Source organism: Marinimicrobium sp. ARAG 43.8 (assembly GCF_050113635.1).
In the GTDB taxonomy this organism is placed as follows: domain Bacteria; phylum Pseudomonadota; class Gammaproteobacteria; order Pseudomonadales; family Cellvibrionaceae; genus Marinimicrobium.
Genome location: NZ_JBNJLT010000006.1, coordinates 161122 through 178098, shown reverse-complemented (window position 1 = coordinate 178098; position 16977 = coordinate 161122). Strand labels below are relative to the sequence as shown.

The 16977-nt window shown below is 58.5% G+C and carries 11 protein-coding genes and 1 tRNA gene; 9 read left to right on the top strand and 3 right to left on the bottom strand.

Going from position 1 to position 16977, the window contains the following annotated elements:
* Nucleotides 1-2 precede the first annotated feature (2 nt).
* From pheT to ACQCLF_RS12920, 4 genes are all read left to right on the top strand, one after another.
* Nucleotides 3-2384 (top strand): phenylalanine--tRNA ligase subunit beta, encoded by a 2382-nt coding sequence (pheT, locus tag ACQCLF_RS12935; protein ID WP_426987917.1) that lies wholly within the window; start codon nucleotides 3-5, stop codon nucleotides 2382-2384.
* A gap of 11 nt (nucleotides 2385-2395) precedes the next feature.
* A complete protein-coding gene (ihfA, locus tag ACQCLF_RS12930) occupies nucleotides 2396-2704 on the top strand; it encodes an integration host factor subunit alpha (protein ID WP_027329102.1) in 309 nt (102 codons plus the stop codon).
* Nucleotides 2685-3044, top strand: a complete 360-nt coding sequence (locus ACQCLF_RS12925) for a MerR family transcriptional regulator (RefSeq protein WP_426987915.1) — start codon at nucleotides 2685-2687, stop codon at nucleotides 3042-3044. The genes ihfA and ACQCLF_RS12925 overlap by 20 nt, the downstream gene beginning before the upstream one ends.
* Nucleotides 3045-3132: 88 nt before the next feature.
* Nucleotides 3133-3209 (top strand) — tRNA-Pro (locus tag ACQCLF_RS12920).
* 148 nt (nucleotides 3210-3357) lie between these two features.
* Here the strand turns inward: ACQCLF_RS12920 and ACQCLF_RS12915 are convergent.
* Together ACQCLF_RS12915 and ACQCLF_RS12910 are read right to left on the bottom strand one after the other, a co-directional pair.
* Nucleotides 3358-4206 (bottom strand): lipase family protein, encoded by an 849-nt coding sequence (locus ACQCLF_RS12915; protein WP_426987913.1) that lies wholly within the window; start codon nucleotides 4204-4206, stop codon nucleotides 3358-3360.
* 34 nt (nucleotides 4207-4240) lie between these two features.
* Nucleotides 4241-4699: a DUF6795 domain-containing protein gene (locus tag ACQCLF_RS12910; protein ID WP_426987912.1), complete on the bottom strand. Its 459-nt coding sequence runs from the start codon at nucleotides 4697-4699 to the stop codon at nucleotides 4241-4243.
* A gap of 368 nt (nucleotides 4700-5067) precedes the next feature.
* Between ACQCLF_RS12910 and ACQCLF_RS12905 the strand changes: the two genes are divergently transcribed.
* From ACQCLF_RS12905 to ACQCLF_RS12885, 5 genes are all read left to right on the top strand, one after another.
* Nucleotides 5068-5757 (top strand): paraquat-inducible protein A, encoded by a 690-nt coding sequence (locus ACQCLF_RS12905; RefSeq protein WP_426987910.1) that lies wholly within the window; start codon nucleotides 5068-5070, stop codon nucleotides 5755-5757.
* The gene (locus tag ACQCLF_RS12900) at nucleotides 5754-6383 is read left to right on the top strand and encodes a paraquat-inducible protein A (RefSeq protein WP_426987908.1); all 630 of its coding nucleotides are present in this window, start codon (nucleotides 5754-5756) and stop codon (nucleotides 6381-6383) included. Before ACQCLF_RS12905 ends, ACQCLF_RS12900 begins: the two co-directional genes overlap by 4 nt.
* Nucleotides 6373-8046: an intermembrane transport protein PqiB gene (locus tag ACQCLF_RS12895; RefSeq protein WP_426987906.1), complete on the top strand. Its 1674-nt coding sequence runs from the start codon at nucleotides 6373-6375 to the stop codon at nucleotides 8044-8046. The genes ACQCLF_RS12900 and ACQCLF_RS12895 overlap by 11 nt, the downstream gene beginning before the upstream one ends.
* Nucleotides 8043-8732 (top strand): PqiC family protein, encoded by a 690-nt coding sequence (locus tag ACQCLF_RS12890; RefSeq protein ID WP_426987904.1) that lies wholly within the window; start codon nucleotides 8043-8045, stop codon nucleotides 8730-8732. The genes ACQCLF_RS12895 and ACQCLF_RS12890 overlap by 4 nt, the downstream gene beginning before the upstream one ends.
* A gap of 178 nt (nucleotides 8733-8910) precedes the next feature.
* A complete protein-coding gene (locus ACQCLF_RS12885; RefSeq protein WP_426987902.1) occupies nucleotides 8911-10830 on the top strand; it encodes a choice-of-anchor I family protein in 1920 nt (639 codons plus the stop codon).
* A 106-nt stretch (nucleotides 10831-10936) separates the two neighbouring features.
* Here the strand turns inward: ACQCLF_RS12885 and ACQCLF_RS12880 are convergent, their stop codons facing one another.
* Nucleotides 10937-16879, bottom strand: a complete 5943-nt coding sequence (locus ACQCLF_RS12880) for a DUF6049 family protein (RefSeq protein WP_426987900.1) — start codon at nucleotides 16877-16879, stop codon at nucleotides 10937-10939.
* Between the last annotated feature and the right edge of the window lie 98 nt (nucleotides 16880-16977).

The following is a 16977-nucleotide window of genomic DNA, read 5'->3' as shown; positions in this document are numbered from 1 at the left end:
TTATGAAAGTAAGTGAATCCTGGTTGCGGGAGTGGGTAGACCCGGCCCTTTCCACTGATGAACTGGCCGCACAAATTACCATGGCGGGTTTGGAAGTAGACGCTATTGACCCAGTGGCGGGAGACTTCAGCGGCGTGGTGGTCGGTGAAATCGTGGCGGTGGAGCCTCACCCGGACGCCGACAAACTGCGGGTCTGCAAAGTGGCCGGCGACGGTGATGAACTCAAGCAAGTGGTGTGCGGTGCGCCCAACGCCCGCGAGGGTATCAAAGTCCCGTTTGCGACGGTGGGCGCCAAACTGCCCGGTGACTTCAAAATCAAGAAGGCCAAGCTGCGCGGTGTGGAATCGTTCGGCATGCTTTGCGCGCAAACCGAGCTGGAAGCCGGTGAGGATGATGATGGCTTGTGGGAGTTGCCGGTTGACGCCCCGACCGGCACGGACCTTCGCGAATACCTGAGCCTGAATGATCGCATCATCGAGGTGGACCTGACGCCGAATCGCAGCGACTGCCTGAGCCTTAAAGGCATTGCCCGGGAAGTGGGTGTGCTCAACCGCATTGCCGTCACCGAGCCGCAGATCGTGCCGGTCCCGGCGCAGGTCGATGACACATTCCCGGTCACCTTGAGTGCGCCCGAAGGATGTAGCCGCTATATCGGCCGTGTCGTGCGCAATATCGATATCGGCAAGCCAAGCCCGCTGTGGTTGCAGGAAAAACTGCGCCGTGCTGGTTTGCGCAGTATTGATGCCGTGGTGGATGTGACCAATTACGTATTGCTTGAACTTGGCCAGCCCATGCACGCTTTCGATCTCGGTTGCCTGAAAGGCGGTATCGACGTGCGTATGGCAAACGCGGATGAAAAACTCGTGCTGCTGGATGATCAGGAAGTCACCCTGAACGACGGCACACTATTGATTGCCGACCAGGAAAAGCCCCTGGCCATGGCCGGTGTAATGGGGGGGCGTGACAGCGCCGTGGGTCCCGACACGCGCGACATTTTCCTGGAAAGCGCCTACTTCAACCCGGTCTTTATTGCCGGTAAGGCTCGGAGTTACGGCTTGCACACCGACTCCTCTCACCGGTTCGAGCGGGGTGTGGACTACGAACTACAGGAGCAGGCCATAGAGCGCGCGACCGGGCTGCTGCTGGCGATTGTCGGCGGTGAACCCGGGCCTCTGGTCAAAGCGACGAATGAACAGCATCTCCCGGCTGGACGCACCGTCACGCTTCGTCGCGAGCGCGTGGCCAGCGGCCTGGGTCTGGCGTTGCCGGACAGCGAAGTGGAAGCCATTTTGCTCGGCCTCGGGCTGACGCTGAGTGATCGCTCCGAGGACAGCTGGACTTTCGCGATTCCCAGCTACCGTTTCGACCTGGAAATTGAAGCGGATCTGTTGGAAGAGCTGGCCCGAATTCATGGCTACAACAACCTGCCGAGCCGCAGCCTGGCGGCGGCCTTGCCGATTCCCGCCCGAACGGAAGCGCACTTGTCCATCGAACGGATACGCCGTGAACTGGTGGCCCGTGACTACCAGGAAGCCATCACCTACAGCTTCATTGAGCCCAGGCTGAGCAAACTGTTTGCACCGGAAGTGGAGCCGGTGGCGCTACGCAACCCCATCAGCGCCGATATGAGCGTGATGCGGCCCACGCTGTTGCCCGGTTTGGTCAGCACCTTGCAACGCAACCTGAATCGCCAGCAAGAGCGCGTGCGCCTCTTTGAAAGCGGTCAGCGCTTTGTGCCCGGTGAAGCCGGGGCCTTGAGCCAGCAGCCCATGCTGGCCGGTTTGATCTACGGTGCCCGCGACGCCGAAGCCTGGGCTAACCGCAAGGACAAGGTGGATTTCTACGATCTGAAAGGCGACCTCGAAGCTTTGTTGTCCCTGACCGGTGAGCCCGACAGTTTCCGTATGCAGGCCGGTGCCCATCCGGCGCTGCACCCGGGGCAATGCGCCGAGATCTTGCGCGATGGTGAGGTCATTGGCGTGCTGGGCACCTTGCACCCGCAGGTGCAACGGGAGGTGGATATCCCCGGTGATGTTTTCGTGTTCGAGGTGTCTCTGGCAGGGCTGCAATCGGCCCGTAAACCGGTCTTCCAACCCTTGTCGCGCTTTCCCTCTGTGCGTCGGGATCTGGCGCTGCTGGTGGATCGGGGAGTGACGGCGCAGAGCCTGCTGGATTGCGTTAAAAACACGGCGGGAGAGCAGCTTCAAGACTTAAAGGTTTTTGACGTCTATATGGGCAAAGGTATTGATACGCAACGAAAAAGTGTCGCCTTGGGCTTGACCTTTCAGGATCCATCGCGCACTCTTAACGAGGAAGAGATCAACGCCTCCATTGAGCGTGTGGTGAAGCGCCTTGAGGAGGAGTTTTCTGCCACCCTCAGATAGGGATAGGAACTATGTCGGGCGGGGCACTGACCAAAGCCGATCTGGCCGAAAAACTGCACACCGAGCTTGGCCTCAACAAACGTGAGGCCAAAGAGCTTGTCGAACTGTTTTTTGAGGAAATCCGGCGCTCGCTGGAGAGTAACGAACAGGTAAAACTGTCCGGCTTCGGCAACTTTGACCTGAGAGACAAAAGCCAGCGCCCGGGGCGCAACCCGAAAACCGGGGAAGAAATCCCCATCAGCGCCCGACGGGTCGTAACGTTCAGACCGGGACAAAAACTCAAGGCCAAAGTAGAAGCCTATGCTGGAACCAAGCCATAACGACGAGCTGCCGGTCATCCCCGGCAAGCGTTACTTCACGATCGGAGAGGTCAGCGACCTGTGCGCCGTCAAGCCGCATGTGTTGCGCTATTGGGAGCAGGAGTTTCCCCAGCTCAAGCCTGTCAAGCGCCGCGGTAATCGCCGCTATTACCAGCGCCAGGACGTGCTCACTATCCGCCAGATTCGCGCGCTGCTGTACGATCAGGGCTTTACCATTGGTGGCGCCCGCCAACAGATGGAAGGCGAAACCGCGCAGCACGATGCGAGCCAGTTTGGCCAGCTCGTCAACCAGATGATCGCCGAGCTGGAAGAGGTTCTGGAAGTGCTGAAAACCCGCTAAATCAGGCACTTGCAAAACCCCAAAATTGCGGTATCATGCCCATCCCTGTGACGGCCAACCCTCTGAGAACGCCGCTCACAGCCACAATCGGAGCGTAGCGCAGTTTGGTAGCGCACTACACTGGGGGTGTAGGGGTCGCAGGTTCAAATCCTGCCGTTCCGACCAAATACCGATGTCTAAGCCCTTGAATGTCCTGTCGATGTTCAAGGGTTTTTTCGTTTCTGGTGTTCAACCTGCCTCTTTTTTGCCGTTCTCCATTAAACGGCCTTGCCATTGACCAGCGCTTGATCGAGAGCTCGGCGAGCGATGTTATTCATCCGGTGCTGCAGATCCATCCTTCTTCTTTCAGCCATGCCGCTATACTGAAATCACTTTTATTCTCTGGACGATAAGCCGACAGTGCCAGCCAGGATTTATCCCGGACGGAAGTCATATATTCGCTCATGGAGTGATATTTGGCACCGGGCAGAACGCCCGGAGAGGGCAGGTAATAGCAAGCATCATTGCTCGGGGTGTGCACGTAGGGCCATACGGGTAAATAGGGTACAACGTCCGTTTTATGGTAGGCGCGAAACATGGAATCCCCGCCCAGTTCGCGGGTGCTGTTGCTGGCAAATCCTTCAAGCCCGACGCGGGGGCTGCCGAACGTGTAGGTCAATGATCGTCGACCATAGTTCGCTTTTATCCACTCCGCGCACAAAGAGGCGAGAGCTCCACCAAGGCTGTGTCCGACACAGTGGATGGTATGAATACCTTCCGAGGCGACCGAGGTTTCCATAAACTTTGCAATTTGCGGCATCATGCTTTTGAACGCCTGGTTGAAACCGTCGTGGACCAGTTGATTAAATGCAGAGCGAGAGCATGTTGCATTGAGATTGGTTAGCCAGTCTGCGAGATAGTGAGAGCCCCGCAGTAATATGAATGCATGATTTTTGAGTTGATTCTTTCCTGTTATCGTGAAGCCAAACGCTGTCCTGGATCTTATGGGCTTGAAAGCACCTGTTTTTCCCTTGATTAATTGGTTTTCGGAAATGTCGAAAACCCCTTTGTAATCATTGTTAAGTTGTTTGTAAGCCGATTCTAAATCGGAAGCACCGGTTAATGAATAAACATCGTAAGCCAGTCTGGCGACGAAGGAAGGTTGTAGGCGTAAAGTGTTCATATGATCATTCCTTTGTGTATGAAGTGTTAATTAGCTACTGCTCGCCAGTGTCAAAAATGGGTTGCTCAAAGGGTGGGTCGGGTTCGGCGTTCCACGTGCAAAGACTAAATATCGGGGAGCCATCGATGCGTTTATAATTTTCTTCTTCCAGCCGGAGCTCGCAATGAACCACTAAAGGTTCTCCCCGAGACTCCACATTTTCCTCGGGCTTCCGCTTGACGCCCGACCACATCCTGTACTGTGTTCCTTGATAGGAAACGTAAATTTCCTGTTTGGCGACGAACTCCTGCGGCAGGAACTGAGTGACGGTTCGTTGGAAGACCGCCGGCATTTTAAAGTGTCCACTATCATCCGTGGTCGTGTAATCAACCTTGTCTTTGTTGAGGTTCGCCGTTCGTGTTAATTCCGCTCCAGCGGCAGGCTCGCCGTTTAACGTGATTACGCCCGAAATTTCGGAAAAAAGACACACTTTCCCAGCGTTCAGTAAACCCATGGAATAAGCTCCTGTTTCGGAAAGTAGAAGACCGGTGAAGAAGATTACGCGGAGCATAATGTGAGGCGTGTCACAATGTTCTGCGGAGTACGCTGGCGAGTACAAGGACGAAGGCGGGTGTCGGGGCGGCGATAGAAAAGCATGATGTGGAAAGTCCTTTTTGAATGTCAGTCCGATACTAAAAGCGCTCCAGAATTTTGTCAAACGAAGGACGTTGAATTCACGGTCTGTCCGAGCGCCGCGAGCGCCAGGAGAGTTTGAGGGGCGTGGGTCTCGTGCCATGGACACTGGTGGGGGTCTATCCGATAATACAGCACAGTTGATCCTGAATCCTTTCGCAGAGTCACTCTGGAGCCAATAACTCAGCCATGAAGACATTTCCAGACTTGGTGGTCTGTGAGCACTGCGACACCGTATACCACCGCGAGACCCTGTCGGCGGGGCAGGTGGCGTATTGCGAGCGCTGTGCCGCCGTGCTGTATCGGGCGGGGCGTTTGGATGTGGACCGCTGGCTGGCGCTGACGCTCGCGGCGGCGGTGGCGTTTATTATCGCGAATGTGACGCCGCTGGTCTCGGTGGGGTTACAGGGGTCGAGCAATGACGCCACGCTGTGGGAAGCGGCTATGGCGTTGGTTCAGGGACCCATTGCCTTGATCGCGGCCCCTACGCTGATGGCGATCATTCTGGTGCCTGGCGCGCAAATAGTGCTGCTGGCCTGGGTATTATTGAACGCCCGGGGCGCCCGCCGCGCTCCGGGGTTTGCGCTGGCGATGCGAGCCCTGGTGGTGCTGCGGCCCTGGGGAATGATTGAAGTTTGCCTGTTGGGCATTCTCGTCGCGTTGATCAAGCTCTCCAGCACGGTTCAGGTGACGTTGCAGCCCGGACTCTGGGCGATGGCGGCGTTGATGGTGTTGATTACGATCATTGCCAATCGCGATACGCAGTGGCTGTGGCCGCTGACCGAGCCCGAGGCCCTCAAAATTTATGAAGACGATGAAGCGGAAGAAGAGACCGCACCGTCCGGGAGTCCCACAACACCCAAAGCGGGGTCCGTATGATCTCTTTGCCGCGCGCTCATGAATGGAGTGTGTTGAGCTGTCATGGCTGTGGGCTGGTTTGTGAGGATGTGTCTCGCCGCGATCCTCGTGCCCGATGCCCGCGCTGTGGGGCGTCGCTGTATCGCCGCCGCAAGGATGCCATCCCGCGAGCCTGGGCGTTTCTGATCGCGGCCATGATCTTCTATATTCCGGCCAATGTATTGCCGGTAATGCATACCGGGTTTCTGGGCCGAAGTTACGATAGCACGATCATGAGTGGCGTCGTGCAGTTTTGGAACGGTGGCTCCTACGGTGTGGCTTTGATTATATTCGTGGCCAGTGTGGTGGTGCCCTGCACCAAGTTTTTGATTATGGGGCTTCTGTTGTTGACCTGCCAGCGGCGGGTTCGCTGGGCCCGACTGGAGAGGGCGCGCTTGTATCGCCTGGTGGAGCTGGTCGGTTATTGGTCTATGCTGGATGTGCTGGTAGTGGCGGTGGTCTCGGCGCTGGTGCAGTTTCAGAGTCTGAGCACGGTTGAGCCCCGGCTGGGCATTTTGTTTTTTGGTATGGTGGTAGTGCTGACCATGTTGTCCGCGATGTGCTTCGACCCCCGCTTGATATGGGATGACAGGAAGGATGACGGATAAGACTGTGACAACGCCGGAACCCGGCTCTCCCCAGGTGGTGAGTCGACCGCGCTGGGCTATTTCGCTGGTCTGGCTGGTGCCGCTGGTGGCGGCGGTGATCGGCGTCTCCATGCTGCTGCACTCCTGGGTATCCATCGGTCCGGAGATTACCGTGACCTTTCGTACCGCGTCCGGACTGGAAGCCGGCAAGACACAGGTGCGTTATCGGGATGTGGTGGTGGGGGCTGTAGAGGACATTTCGCTCAGCGAGGACGGGACCCATGTGGTGGTCCGTATTACGCTGGACCGGGACGCCGAGCGTCTGACCCGCGAAGACTCCCGCTTCTGGGTAGTTCGACCCCGTATCGGCGCGGGGGGCGTCTCCGGCTTTGATACGCTTTTCTCCGGGGCCTATATCGCCGCCGATGCCGGTGCGTCGGAGGAAACCAGCCGACGCTTTACCGGCATGGAGAATCCGCCCACGGTAATTGGCGGCACTCCGGGTACGGCCTTTATTCTGCATGCACGCGATCTCGGTTCCCTGGATATTGGGTCGCCGGTTTTCTATCGGCGTATACAGGTCGGGCGCGTGGCCTCCTACCAACTGGCGGATGATGGCAGCGATGTCAATATTCAGGTGTTTATCGATGATCCTTACGATAAGTTTGTGACGACAAACTCCCGGTTTTGGAATGCCAGCGGTGTGGACGTGTCATTCGGGGCGGAAGGGTTGCAGCTAAAAACCCAGTCCATGGCCTCGGTGGTGGCTGGGGGCATTGCGTTTGCCACACCCCGCTGGGAAGGGGCCGAGCCAGCCCCGGAAAAAACCGAATTTGATCTGGAGGAAGACCAGCGCACCGCCATGGCCCCACGAGATGGGCCGCCCCTGTATTTGAGACTGTATTTTGACCAGGCGTTGCACGGTTTGGGCACGGATGCGCCGGTGCGCTTTTCCGGTATCGAGTTGGGCCGGGTGGTGTCTATTGATCTGGACTACGATGCTGAGGCCTTACGCTTCCCAAGCGTGGTGGGCGTTGTCGTGTATCCGGACCGTCTCGGTGAAGGCGTTCGCGAACAATTGCCGCAAATGACCGACGACGACAATCGCCAACAAATGGCAGAATTTCTCCGGGACATGGTGGCTCAGGGCCTGCGCGCGCGCGGTCGCACCGGCAACCTGTTGACCGGGCAGCTGTATATTTCGCTTGAATTTGTGGAAAACGCCGCCCCGGCGAGCTTTGATGTCAATGCGCGACCCTTGACCTTGCCCACCGTGCGCGGTGACTTCGAGCAACTTCAGGACCAAGTGGCGAGTATCGTCGCCAAGGTAGAGCGGATGCCTCTGGATGCCATTGGCCAGAACCTGAATGCGACGCTGGTTAACCTGAACCGAACCCTGGAGTCGGTTAATCGAGACTTACTGCCCGAAACGCTCGACACCTTGAAGCAGGCCCGCCGGACGTTCGGGCTGGCTGAGGAACTGGTGGGCGAGGATGCGCCGTTGCAACACAATCTTGATCAAACGCTGCGCGAAGTACAGCGTGCCGCGCGTTCTCTACGCTCGGTGACCGAGCGGCTGGGAGAGAACCCCGAAGCGCTGCTGCGGGGCCTGCCGGAAGACCGACCACCGAGGGACTTCCGGCCGCCCCGAAACGCTGACCAACTCCGGGAGGATGCACCGTGACCTGGCGACGCTTTTTGTTTTTACGCCGCTCAATGATGTGGGTGTGCGCGGTTGTTTTACTGGCAGGTTGTTCATCTTCGCCCACGGTGCGTTACTACACCCTGGTGGAACCGGCTGCCACCTCTTCTCGGGATGCTCTGGTTCGGTTCATGCCGGTTCGGTTAGAGGTGCTGCCCGTGCGAATGCCGTCTGCGGTGGATCGCGAAGCGCTGGTGGTGCGCCAGGGCGAGACCGGCGTAGTGGTGCTGCGTGATGAGCGCTGGGCCGGTGCGCTGCCGGAGGAAATGCAACGCGCCGTGCAGGCCGCGTTGGGCCGCCGTCTGGCGGAGCTGGCACGCGAGGATAACGACGGGCAACACGACGGGGAGCGTCCCCGCTTGCGGGCTCGTGTGGCGGTGCAACGTCTGGACGCCTGGCCGGGGCATCGTGCGCAACTGGAAGCGCTCTGGTCCCTGCGGCTGACAGGTGAGTTGCGCCAGCGGCTTGAGTGCCACAGCCTGATCGACAGCAACGCCCCAGGCGATCATCCTCCGACGCATTACGCCGCTCTGGTGCAGTCTTATCAGGATATGATAACCACGCTGGCCGACGCCATGGCGGAAACGGCCTGGTCGATGCTGTCCATGTCGGAGATTTCAACCTCGGCGTCTTCCACAGCGGGGGCGAACAAGCCCCGTTGCCCCTAGGGCCTGCGAGCAGGCCCTTTCCTACCTCTGTCTTTCCTGCCGCTCTCACTCCGCTTCTCTGGTCCGGGTTCCTGTACCCGGCCGACACGCTCTGTACACATTACTGTCACACCGCGTCTTTAAGCTCTGCTCGTTCTTTCCAACACTGATTGACCACTTTAACAACGAGGAACCATACATGTTGTTGAGCTACCTGAGATTATTCATGGCTCTGTTGCTGGCGACCACCCTGATTGCCTGTGCCAGTGACAATGATAACAACGATGTGAATGACAACACTCCCGATACCGAGCAACCCGATGACACGGATGACGATCAGGTTGTGACGCCCTCCGGGCTCACCCTGAAACTGATGGGTCGCCACGCCACGGGACAGTTTGATGAGTCTGCTGCCGAAGTCACCGCGTTTCACGCGGGCACTCAGCGTGCATTTGTGGTCAACGCGCTGGCAGGTGCCGTGGATGTGCTGGATATGAGTGACCCCGCCGCCCCCGAAAAAATCGATACGATTGATGCGACCGGAATTGAAGAGAATTCCGTGGTGAACAGCGTCGCTGTGCACGGTGATTTAATCGCCGTCGCGGTAGAAGCTCCTGTAAAAACGGATAACGGCTATGTGGCCATTCACCGGGCGGATACCCTTGAGCGTATTAGCTTCGTGGAAGTGGGTGCTCTGCCGGATATGGTGACTTTTACGCCGGATGGCCAATATATTCTGACCGCCAACGAAGGTGAGCCCAGCGACGACTACAGCGTCGACCCGGAAGGCTCCATCAGTATAGTGGGCATTTCCGACCTGGATGATATTCAGGTGCGCACTGCGGATTTCCACGCGTTTAACGACCGCAAAGAACAACTGCTGGCGGACGGCGTTCGGATTTTTGGTCCGAACGCGAGTGTCGCCCAGGATCTGGAGCCGGAATACATCGCGGTGTCAGCCGACAGCCAATTAGCGTTTGTTTCATTGCAGGAAAACAATGCGCTTGCGCGCGTGGATATTGAGTCTGCCACCGTCACGGATATTCTTCCTTTGGGTTACAAGCAGCACTGGGGCGATGATGACTTCTTTGGTGCTGGCCGCGGCCTCGATGTCAGTGATGAGGATGGCGAAATTAACATTAGCAACGAGTGGGCCGGTCTTTACGGAATGTATCACCCCGATGCGATTGCCGCGTACGATGTTGGCGGCCAGACCTATATTGTTACCGCCAACGAGGGCGACGCACGTGCCTGGGGCGAAGACAATCAGGCGTACTGGGATGGGGATACCGCACAGGGGTTTGTGGAAGAAATTCGCGTAAAACACCTGGTTCACTCCAGCGGTTTCGAACGTCGCGTTGGCGATGATATGCCCGCACATCTGGCCGCCATGGCCAAAGGCGCTTTGCTGAATCCGGAAACCTTTGCCTATTGTGGCGCCACAGCGGGTGATCCCGGTGATTGCCGTGAAGATGAGATGCTGGGTCGCCTTAACGTGACCTGGACAAAAGGTTACCGCCAGGACGATGAAGGCAATCCGGTGATGTTTACCGAAGCGGGCGTCGAAGATCCGGCCGGCGATTGGCTCATGTATGACAACCTCTACAGCTTCGGCGCACGCAGCTTCAGTATCTTTAATGCCGAGGGTGAACGGGTCTGGGATTCCGGTGATCGTTTTGAGCAATTCCTGGCAAGCGATTCGTGCATGGCGGGATCTGAACGCACGATTCCCTGTGCGGATTACTTTAACTCCGGTCATGATGAAGAGCAGGCGTTTGACAGCCGCAGCGATGCCAAAGGCCCTGAGCCGGAAGGCGTTACCCTCGGGCAGATCGGTGAGAAAGTGTTCGCTTTCGTCAATCTGGAGCGGATGGGCGGCATCATGGTGTACGACATCACTGACCCCACCGACGCTAGGTTTGTGGACTACTACAACTCGCGTGACAACTGGGAAGATAACCCGGAAGACAACCTGAAGGCGGCTGGTGATCTCGGCCCTGAAGCCTCCACGTTTATCGCGGCAGAGGATTCTCCCACCGGCGAGCCGCTGCTGATTGTGGGCAATGAGGTCAGTGGTACCACGTCGGCTTACCGTATCGAATTGACGTTCGAAGAATAACAAACCATAAAGACCGTTATGCCAAAGGTCTGATACACAATAGGTGCCAGGGACGGCGCCGTTTTATGATCGCGTCATCCCTGACGCCTCTCCCGTTTTTGATCACTTAAGGCCTGGCTCGAATGCGAACCACATTTGTCGCCGTTCGGCCAAACGTTTCCGGTTGATACAGTTCCTCGGCGATTGCCGGAGGCGCGATAAACGTGCCAGGGGTTGTCGCCAGCGCCGTGTATTCGTACTCGTAAACACCCGCTTCCACTTCAGTGCTGAACGCGTCGGTGCGCTCATTGCGCAATTGCTGATGCTCGTACCAGTGCTGAGGCCAGGGAGCGGGGCGGCGGATCAGGGAACCCCTTGAAATTTCCGGTGGCCGGGCCGTGGCCGTGGTTTGTAGCGCCGGGTTCAGCGCTTCAAAGCCGGCGGGTAGATAATCGGTGAGCGCCACATGGTGTCGGCGCGCGGGCACGGTCAGGGTCAGTTTGACGTTCACCGCCGCCCCGGCACGAATTTCCCAGGTGCCATCCTCCGCTCGCTTGACGTCGTCGGGGTCATTGATGGGTTCGTATTGCCGTGTCACCCGGAAACCGTGACTGGCCGAATCCAGCTGCAAGTCCGCCGGTGCGTATTGCAGCCCCACCCGATAATATACACGGCCGCTGCCCTGGTGTTGCAGCGTCAGCGTTGAGGTGCGATCACTGCTTTGCGACTCGGTCATGGTTTGCAGTGTGTTCATGGCAACCTGGGTCGTGTGCGGTTCGGTTTGACGGCCCTGAAATGTTGCGTCGCCGAGGTAGGTATCGCCGAGCCAGGCTCGCAACGTCAAGTCGGGAACCTCGCTCTCCCGAGCCAGGAAGTAGCGTTTCAACGCAAGCAACGCAAATACGTTTTCCTGTGTATTGCCCCAACGACCGTTGCGACGGTCATTGAGTAAACCGCGGGCGAGTTTTTCGGGCAGGTCACTTTTTTCGACTTGATTTGTGTCCGTGTCGTGCGTGAGCAGAGCGTCCAACACCACAGCGTCGGTACGACGGCTGCCATAAAGGATCCAATGGCCGTTCTGCGGGTAGTCATCCACGAACTGCGCGGTGGCCGCCGTTTCCCGCAACTGGTTATTGAGGCGGCGGTGGATTTCCTGCCGCATGCCGCGAGCGGAATCCGCGTTACCAGCGACGCTGAGCAGCCAGCCCATCGCCTCCAGACTCACCGCGTCTTCATCGGCGTTCTCAAACAGTGTCACCGCCTGTTCTGCCACCGGCGTACCATTGAGCGACCGCACATACAGACTGTAGGCGTGCGTACTGTTCTCGGCTTTGGCACCGAGAGTGTCGGGCAGGTGTTGGGTGATATCCCGGTTATAGGCAAGGGCGGCGTCAAGCACGGAGGGCTCAATGGCATAACCGGCTTCGCGGGCACGCAGCAGCGCGTGGGTCACGTGAACCGACACCCAGGGATAGGACCGGCCATCCCGACTCCAGAAACCCCAGCCGCCATCGCTGTTCTGCAATTCCTGCAAGCGTGCGAGGATATCGGAGACGCTGTTCTCAATGGCTTGTGGCTCCGGAAGTCCCTCGGCGTGAAACTCGCCGAGCAAGTCTTTCAACACGGTAATGGCCATCAGTCGGGAGGCCAGTTGTTCCGAGCCACCGTAGGGGTAGTCCAGCAAATACAGGAACGCGTCGCTTAATGACTGAAGCTGGCTGCTGCTGGTGGTGAGGCTTAGGCCACCGAAGTCGCGATAGACATTGTCCGGCACGGCCATTCCCAGGAAAGTATTGCCCTCGGTCAAACTGCCGTATTGTGCAAAGGCTTCGCGGGTCGCGGGTCTTTCCACCGGCAGGGAGATTTCTGCCGCGTCCTGATGTTGTCCCGATTGCACGATTACTTGCACCGTGGCTGTGCCGGTTTCAATCGGCTCGGCTGTGAAGCGGATTTCGCGGCGGTCGTTGGCGGGAATCGTTAAACGTCGACCAGGTTCACCGGTAATGGTCAGGTTGGCGGCGCGCAATGCCAGCTTGACCGTCATCGGTTGGTCGGTCGTGTTCTGAACCACCACCGGCAACTCGGCGTTGTCACCGAGATTGAGGAAGCGAGGGAGGGAAGGACGCACCATGAGTGGCAGACCCACCGTCAGTTCGGATTCACCCACACCAAACTGCTGTTCACCATAAGCCACTGCAATCAATCGGTAGCGTGTCAATGTGTCGGGTAGCGTGAAGGAAACGTCAGCCTCACCGTTGCCGTTGAGTGCAACCGTGGATTGGAACGTGGCCAGTGGATTGAAATCGGAGCGAGGTGTCACACCGCCGTTGCCTGATGGCGGAGCGGCCATGTCGGCGGCAAAACGGGCCGAAGCTTTTTCCGCCAGGCTGCCACTGACCATCATCTCTTCCTGAGGCGGTTCCAGGAGACCGAACCGGGAATGAGTGGTGTCAACGCCCAGCGGACGATCACGATAGAACGCGTCCAGAGCCGCCGGAGCGGTGTACCCGGTTAATCCCAGCACGGCATCGTCCACCGCGTAGAGCGTCACCTGCCCTTCGCTGAAGGCGTGACCTTCGTGGTCTTTAACGGCGAGAGAGGCGGTCACGGTCTGCCCCGGTTTTAGCGTTTGTTTATCGGTGTCAAGAGTTACGTTCAATGCCCGCGATTCCGTACTGACCGGGAGTCGCATCATGCCGGTGGCGTATTGCGGCCGTCGACTACCCTGGCGATTGCCGGCGGCGTCAACTTGGATAGCATCAACCTGGATAGCGTCAACCTGGATAGTAAGCCCGGGCATGTCCGTCTCACCGATAGGGAGCTCCAGCGTATATTGGCCGTTGTCCAGCACGATAGGGTAGTAAGCCTTCAACCCCTGCTGTTGAACGGTTATCAACGCGCTGGCTTGTTGGCCGTTTCCAGAAAACGGAGCCTGAATCTGTAGCCGCGCGGTGTCGCCGGGCTCGTAGCTTTCCTGATCCGGAATCAACTGAACCGCGGGTTCCATATTGGCGGGGGAGGGAAAATCAGGCGCATTTTCACCGGCAACCCACAGGGTCATTTGCGTTTCGCTGATGCGTTGGTGTTCATCGCTAACGGATGCCGTCAAACGATATTGTCCGGCCTGTTCCGGCGTAAACGTACAGCTGTTCTCGCTACCCTTTTCGCAGGTCAGTGTTTCAGCGACGGTCCAATCATCGTTCTCCCAGGTCATTCGTTCAATGCGTAAGTCGGGCGCTGTCCCGCTCGCGCGCTCACCCTCGATATCAACAGTCACCCAGTGCAGCGTAATGGGATTGTCTGCTTTGGCCAGGGTGTTTTCGGTCCGCAATCCCACATAGCGGCTGGCCGGGTGTATCAGTTGCTCGCTGCGGCTGCTCCACTGCTGGCGGTTCACATCGGTGACGGTTGCTTCGGCGGTCAGCCGGTGAGCGTAGCGCAGATCATCCAGCGCGAGCTGGTCGTTGGGCTCCAGCGGCAAGCGGTGCTTACCATCGCTACCGGTGACCCCGTCAAAGGGCTTGCGCCACACTTCCGGCTCCGGCATAGGCCATAGGCTGCGATACCAGATGGGTCGCCACTGGCCAAAGACATATTCGCTCCAGCCGGGCGGGGCAAAATGCGTTTTGTTCAAAGAAACCTGCCATTGAACCGGGGCGTTGGGCAGGGCACCGCCGGAATAATAGGTGGCGGTGACGTCGGCGTTCAGCTCGGTTTGTGCGATGTAAAAGTCATCATCTTCCGCCAGTGTGGTAACCACTTCGTACTCCGGGCGGCGGTACTCCTCGATCTGGAATCCCTGATAAAGGCGCGTGACATTTTGTGGTTTCTGGTCGGAGCCATCGCGCTGCAGCTGCAACTCCACATGACCCATGCCGGAAGCCGCAGACTTGGGAATGGCAAAACTCAAATCAAACGCACCCATCGAGTTTAGCTCGACGCGGCCCTTGGCAACTTCCTGGCTCTGGCCATCGTAGGCGTGCCACTGGGCGTGGGTGATCGATGTCGGTAGTACAACATCGCCCTCGGGGCCCGCCGTCAGTTGACGGGTGATTCCTTTTAAGTGAACGGTTTCCCCCGGCTGGTAAAGGCCGCGATCAGTAAAGGTCAGGGTAGGGAACTGGGCACCGCTGTCGTATAGCCATGGCCGCCGCCGATTCAGTTCGGGCAGCAGCAGTTGATCGTTACCGAGAGAGAGCAGCGCGGCGCTCTCACTGTCGTCGACGGCGCTGGTGTCGAGAACCGCAATGCCGTCGGCATCGGTGGTCGCGCGCTCGGCGTTGATGCGCAGCTCCGCTCCCTCCACGGGTTGTCCGTTATCCAGTCGTGTGGCCCAGCTGACGATGTCCTGTGCATCGGTGTAGGTGCTGACTCCAAGGTTGCTGACCTGGACCCAGACGTGGCGGTCAGAACGTGAATAAGTGGGGTGTCGCTCTTGATCGAGTTCGGTGGCGCGCAACGTTACGATGACATGGCCCGGCCCGCGATCGTCCAGCGCCTCATCCAGCGGGATTCCGGTGGTGGTGACCGCTCGGCCCTGGTCATCCAGTTCAAGGCGGAAGCGCGCGGCCACTTCGCCGGGTGGGCTTGCGGCGGCTGTCGTGTCGCGAGGCTGGCGTTCGAACTGCTGAAACGCCGACCAATCCTCTGGCGTAACCCGGCGCAGCTCCACATCAAGATGTTGAACGTTGCGACTGTAGACGGGTAATTCGTGGCGCAGATGAGCGGGCAGCGTCACGACACGCCCTCCCGGTAATTGCAGCATCGGATTGAATGTGCGGGTGAACTGCTCCACGGAGAGGTCTTGTTGTAATACCTGCTCAAACTGGTCAGTGGTGCCCGCTTTCAGTGTCACGGTGTAGCGCGTTTCGGGCTCGAAGTCGCCGCTGAGATAAAGGCGGTTGCCATACACACTGACAGCCAATTCCGGTACGTCCGGGGAGACGGTGAGTTGGTCTTTGCTCCAGTCATCGCTCAGCGGATTATTCAGTGAAATCCGGAAGCCGGCTTCAGGGCTGCAGGGCGAGCGCTCAGTGCATTGACTGGGCTCCATGGCCAGCGGGCCGGCGGTGCGCAGTGTGTGGTGTTGGGCCTCGGGGGTGGCTCTGTTGCCGTTGGTGGCTTTGCTGTCGTTGGAGACCCTGTTGCCGTTGGTAACCGTCGTTCCGGCTGGCAATGTCAGGGTGAACGTGTGATCTTTCGGGAGAGGCTCGCTCGGTGTTACGGCCACCCAGTGCCCCTCGGCGAGTCCTTCAATCACATCACCGGCCTGGTAGAGGTCCCGCTCAATCAGGGCGGGCGGGGCTTGCTCGACGGGCCAGGTTTGTCCATCAGCCTGATCGTCGCCGTTTGCAGAACGGATTTGTAGCCGGGGAATGAGCGTCTCGGCCTCGACGGGCTGATTAAAGATGAGTACCAGCACGGGTTGCTGGGCCAGCGGTTGATCGGCGGCGGGATGATAACGGGTGACTTCCAGAGCGGACGTGGCAAAGTGCCATTGGTGGCGCTCGTTCAGCGATTGCCCGGCCAGAGAGCGCAGTGAGTCATCCACGGTGACCGTGTATTCCGTGGCCATGGGCAAGGCATCGGTGTTGGGCTCAAAAACCAGACTGTAAGTATCGAGCCAGCGCCATTGCCCGTCCACGGCGGGCTCTACGGTAATGGGGGGGGTGGGCTGCTCGGCATGTGCTCCGATATCGACCATGGGTTGGGAAAACGTCAGGCTGATCAGCCGGGCGCGATCGATGTCCCCCTGCGGCGCGAACCTTTCAATTCTGAGCGCTTCTCCGGCTGGCTCACCGTCTGCGGCCTGTGCTGGCTCTGGCGGCGGAAAAGCCGTTGTGGGTGTTTCGCCTGGTTCCGGTGGGGAGGGTGCATCAGAGGGCTCGGAGGCGGGGGCTTCGGTCGGCGCACTGGAAGAAGATTGCTCCAGGGTAGGCAGTTGCTCGAGAAGGGCTTCTCTTTCCTCTGTCGACAAGGGTTCCGACTCGGAGGGTTCGGGTTGCTGGCAGCCTCCGAACAGGACGGTCGCGCCGATCAGGGAGCAGGCCAACCAATGCGTTCTATCCATTTTTCTATCCTTTTCTCTACAGTAATGTGTGCGCTGTGTTTTCCGGCCCAGGCCGTCAGGTTAATCGATTCGTGGCGACAAAGTTGTAAAGTTATTTA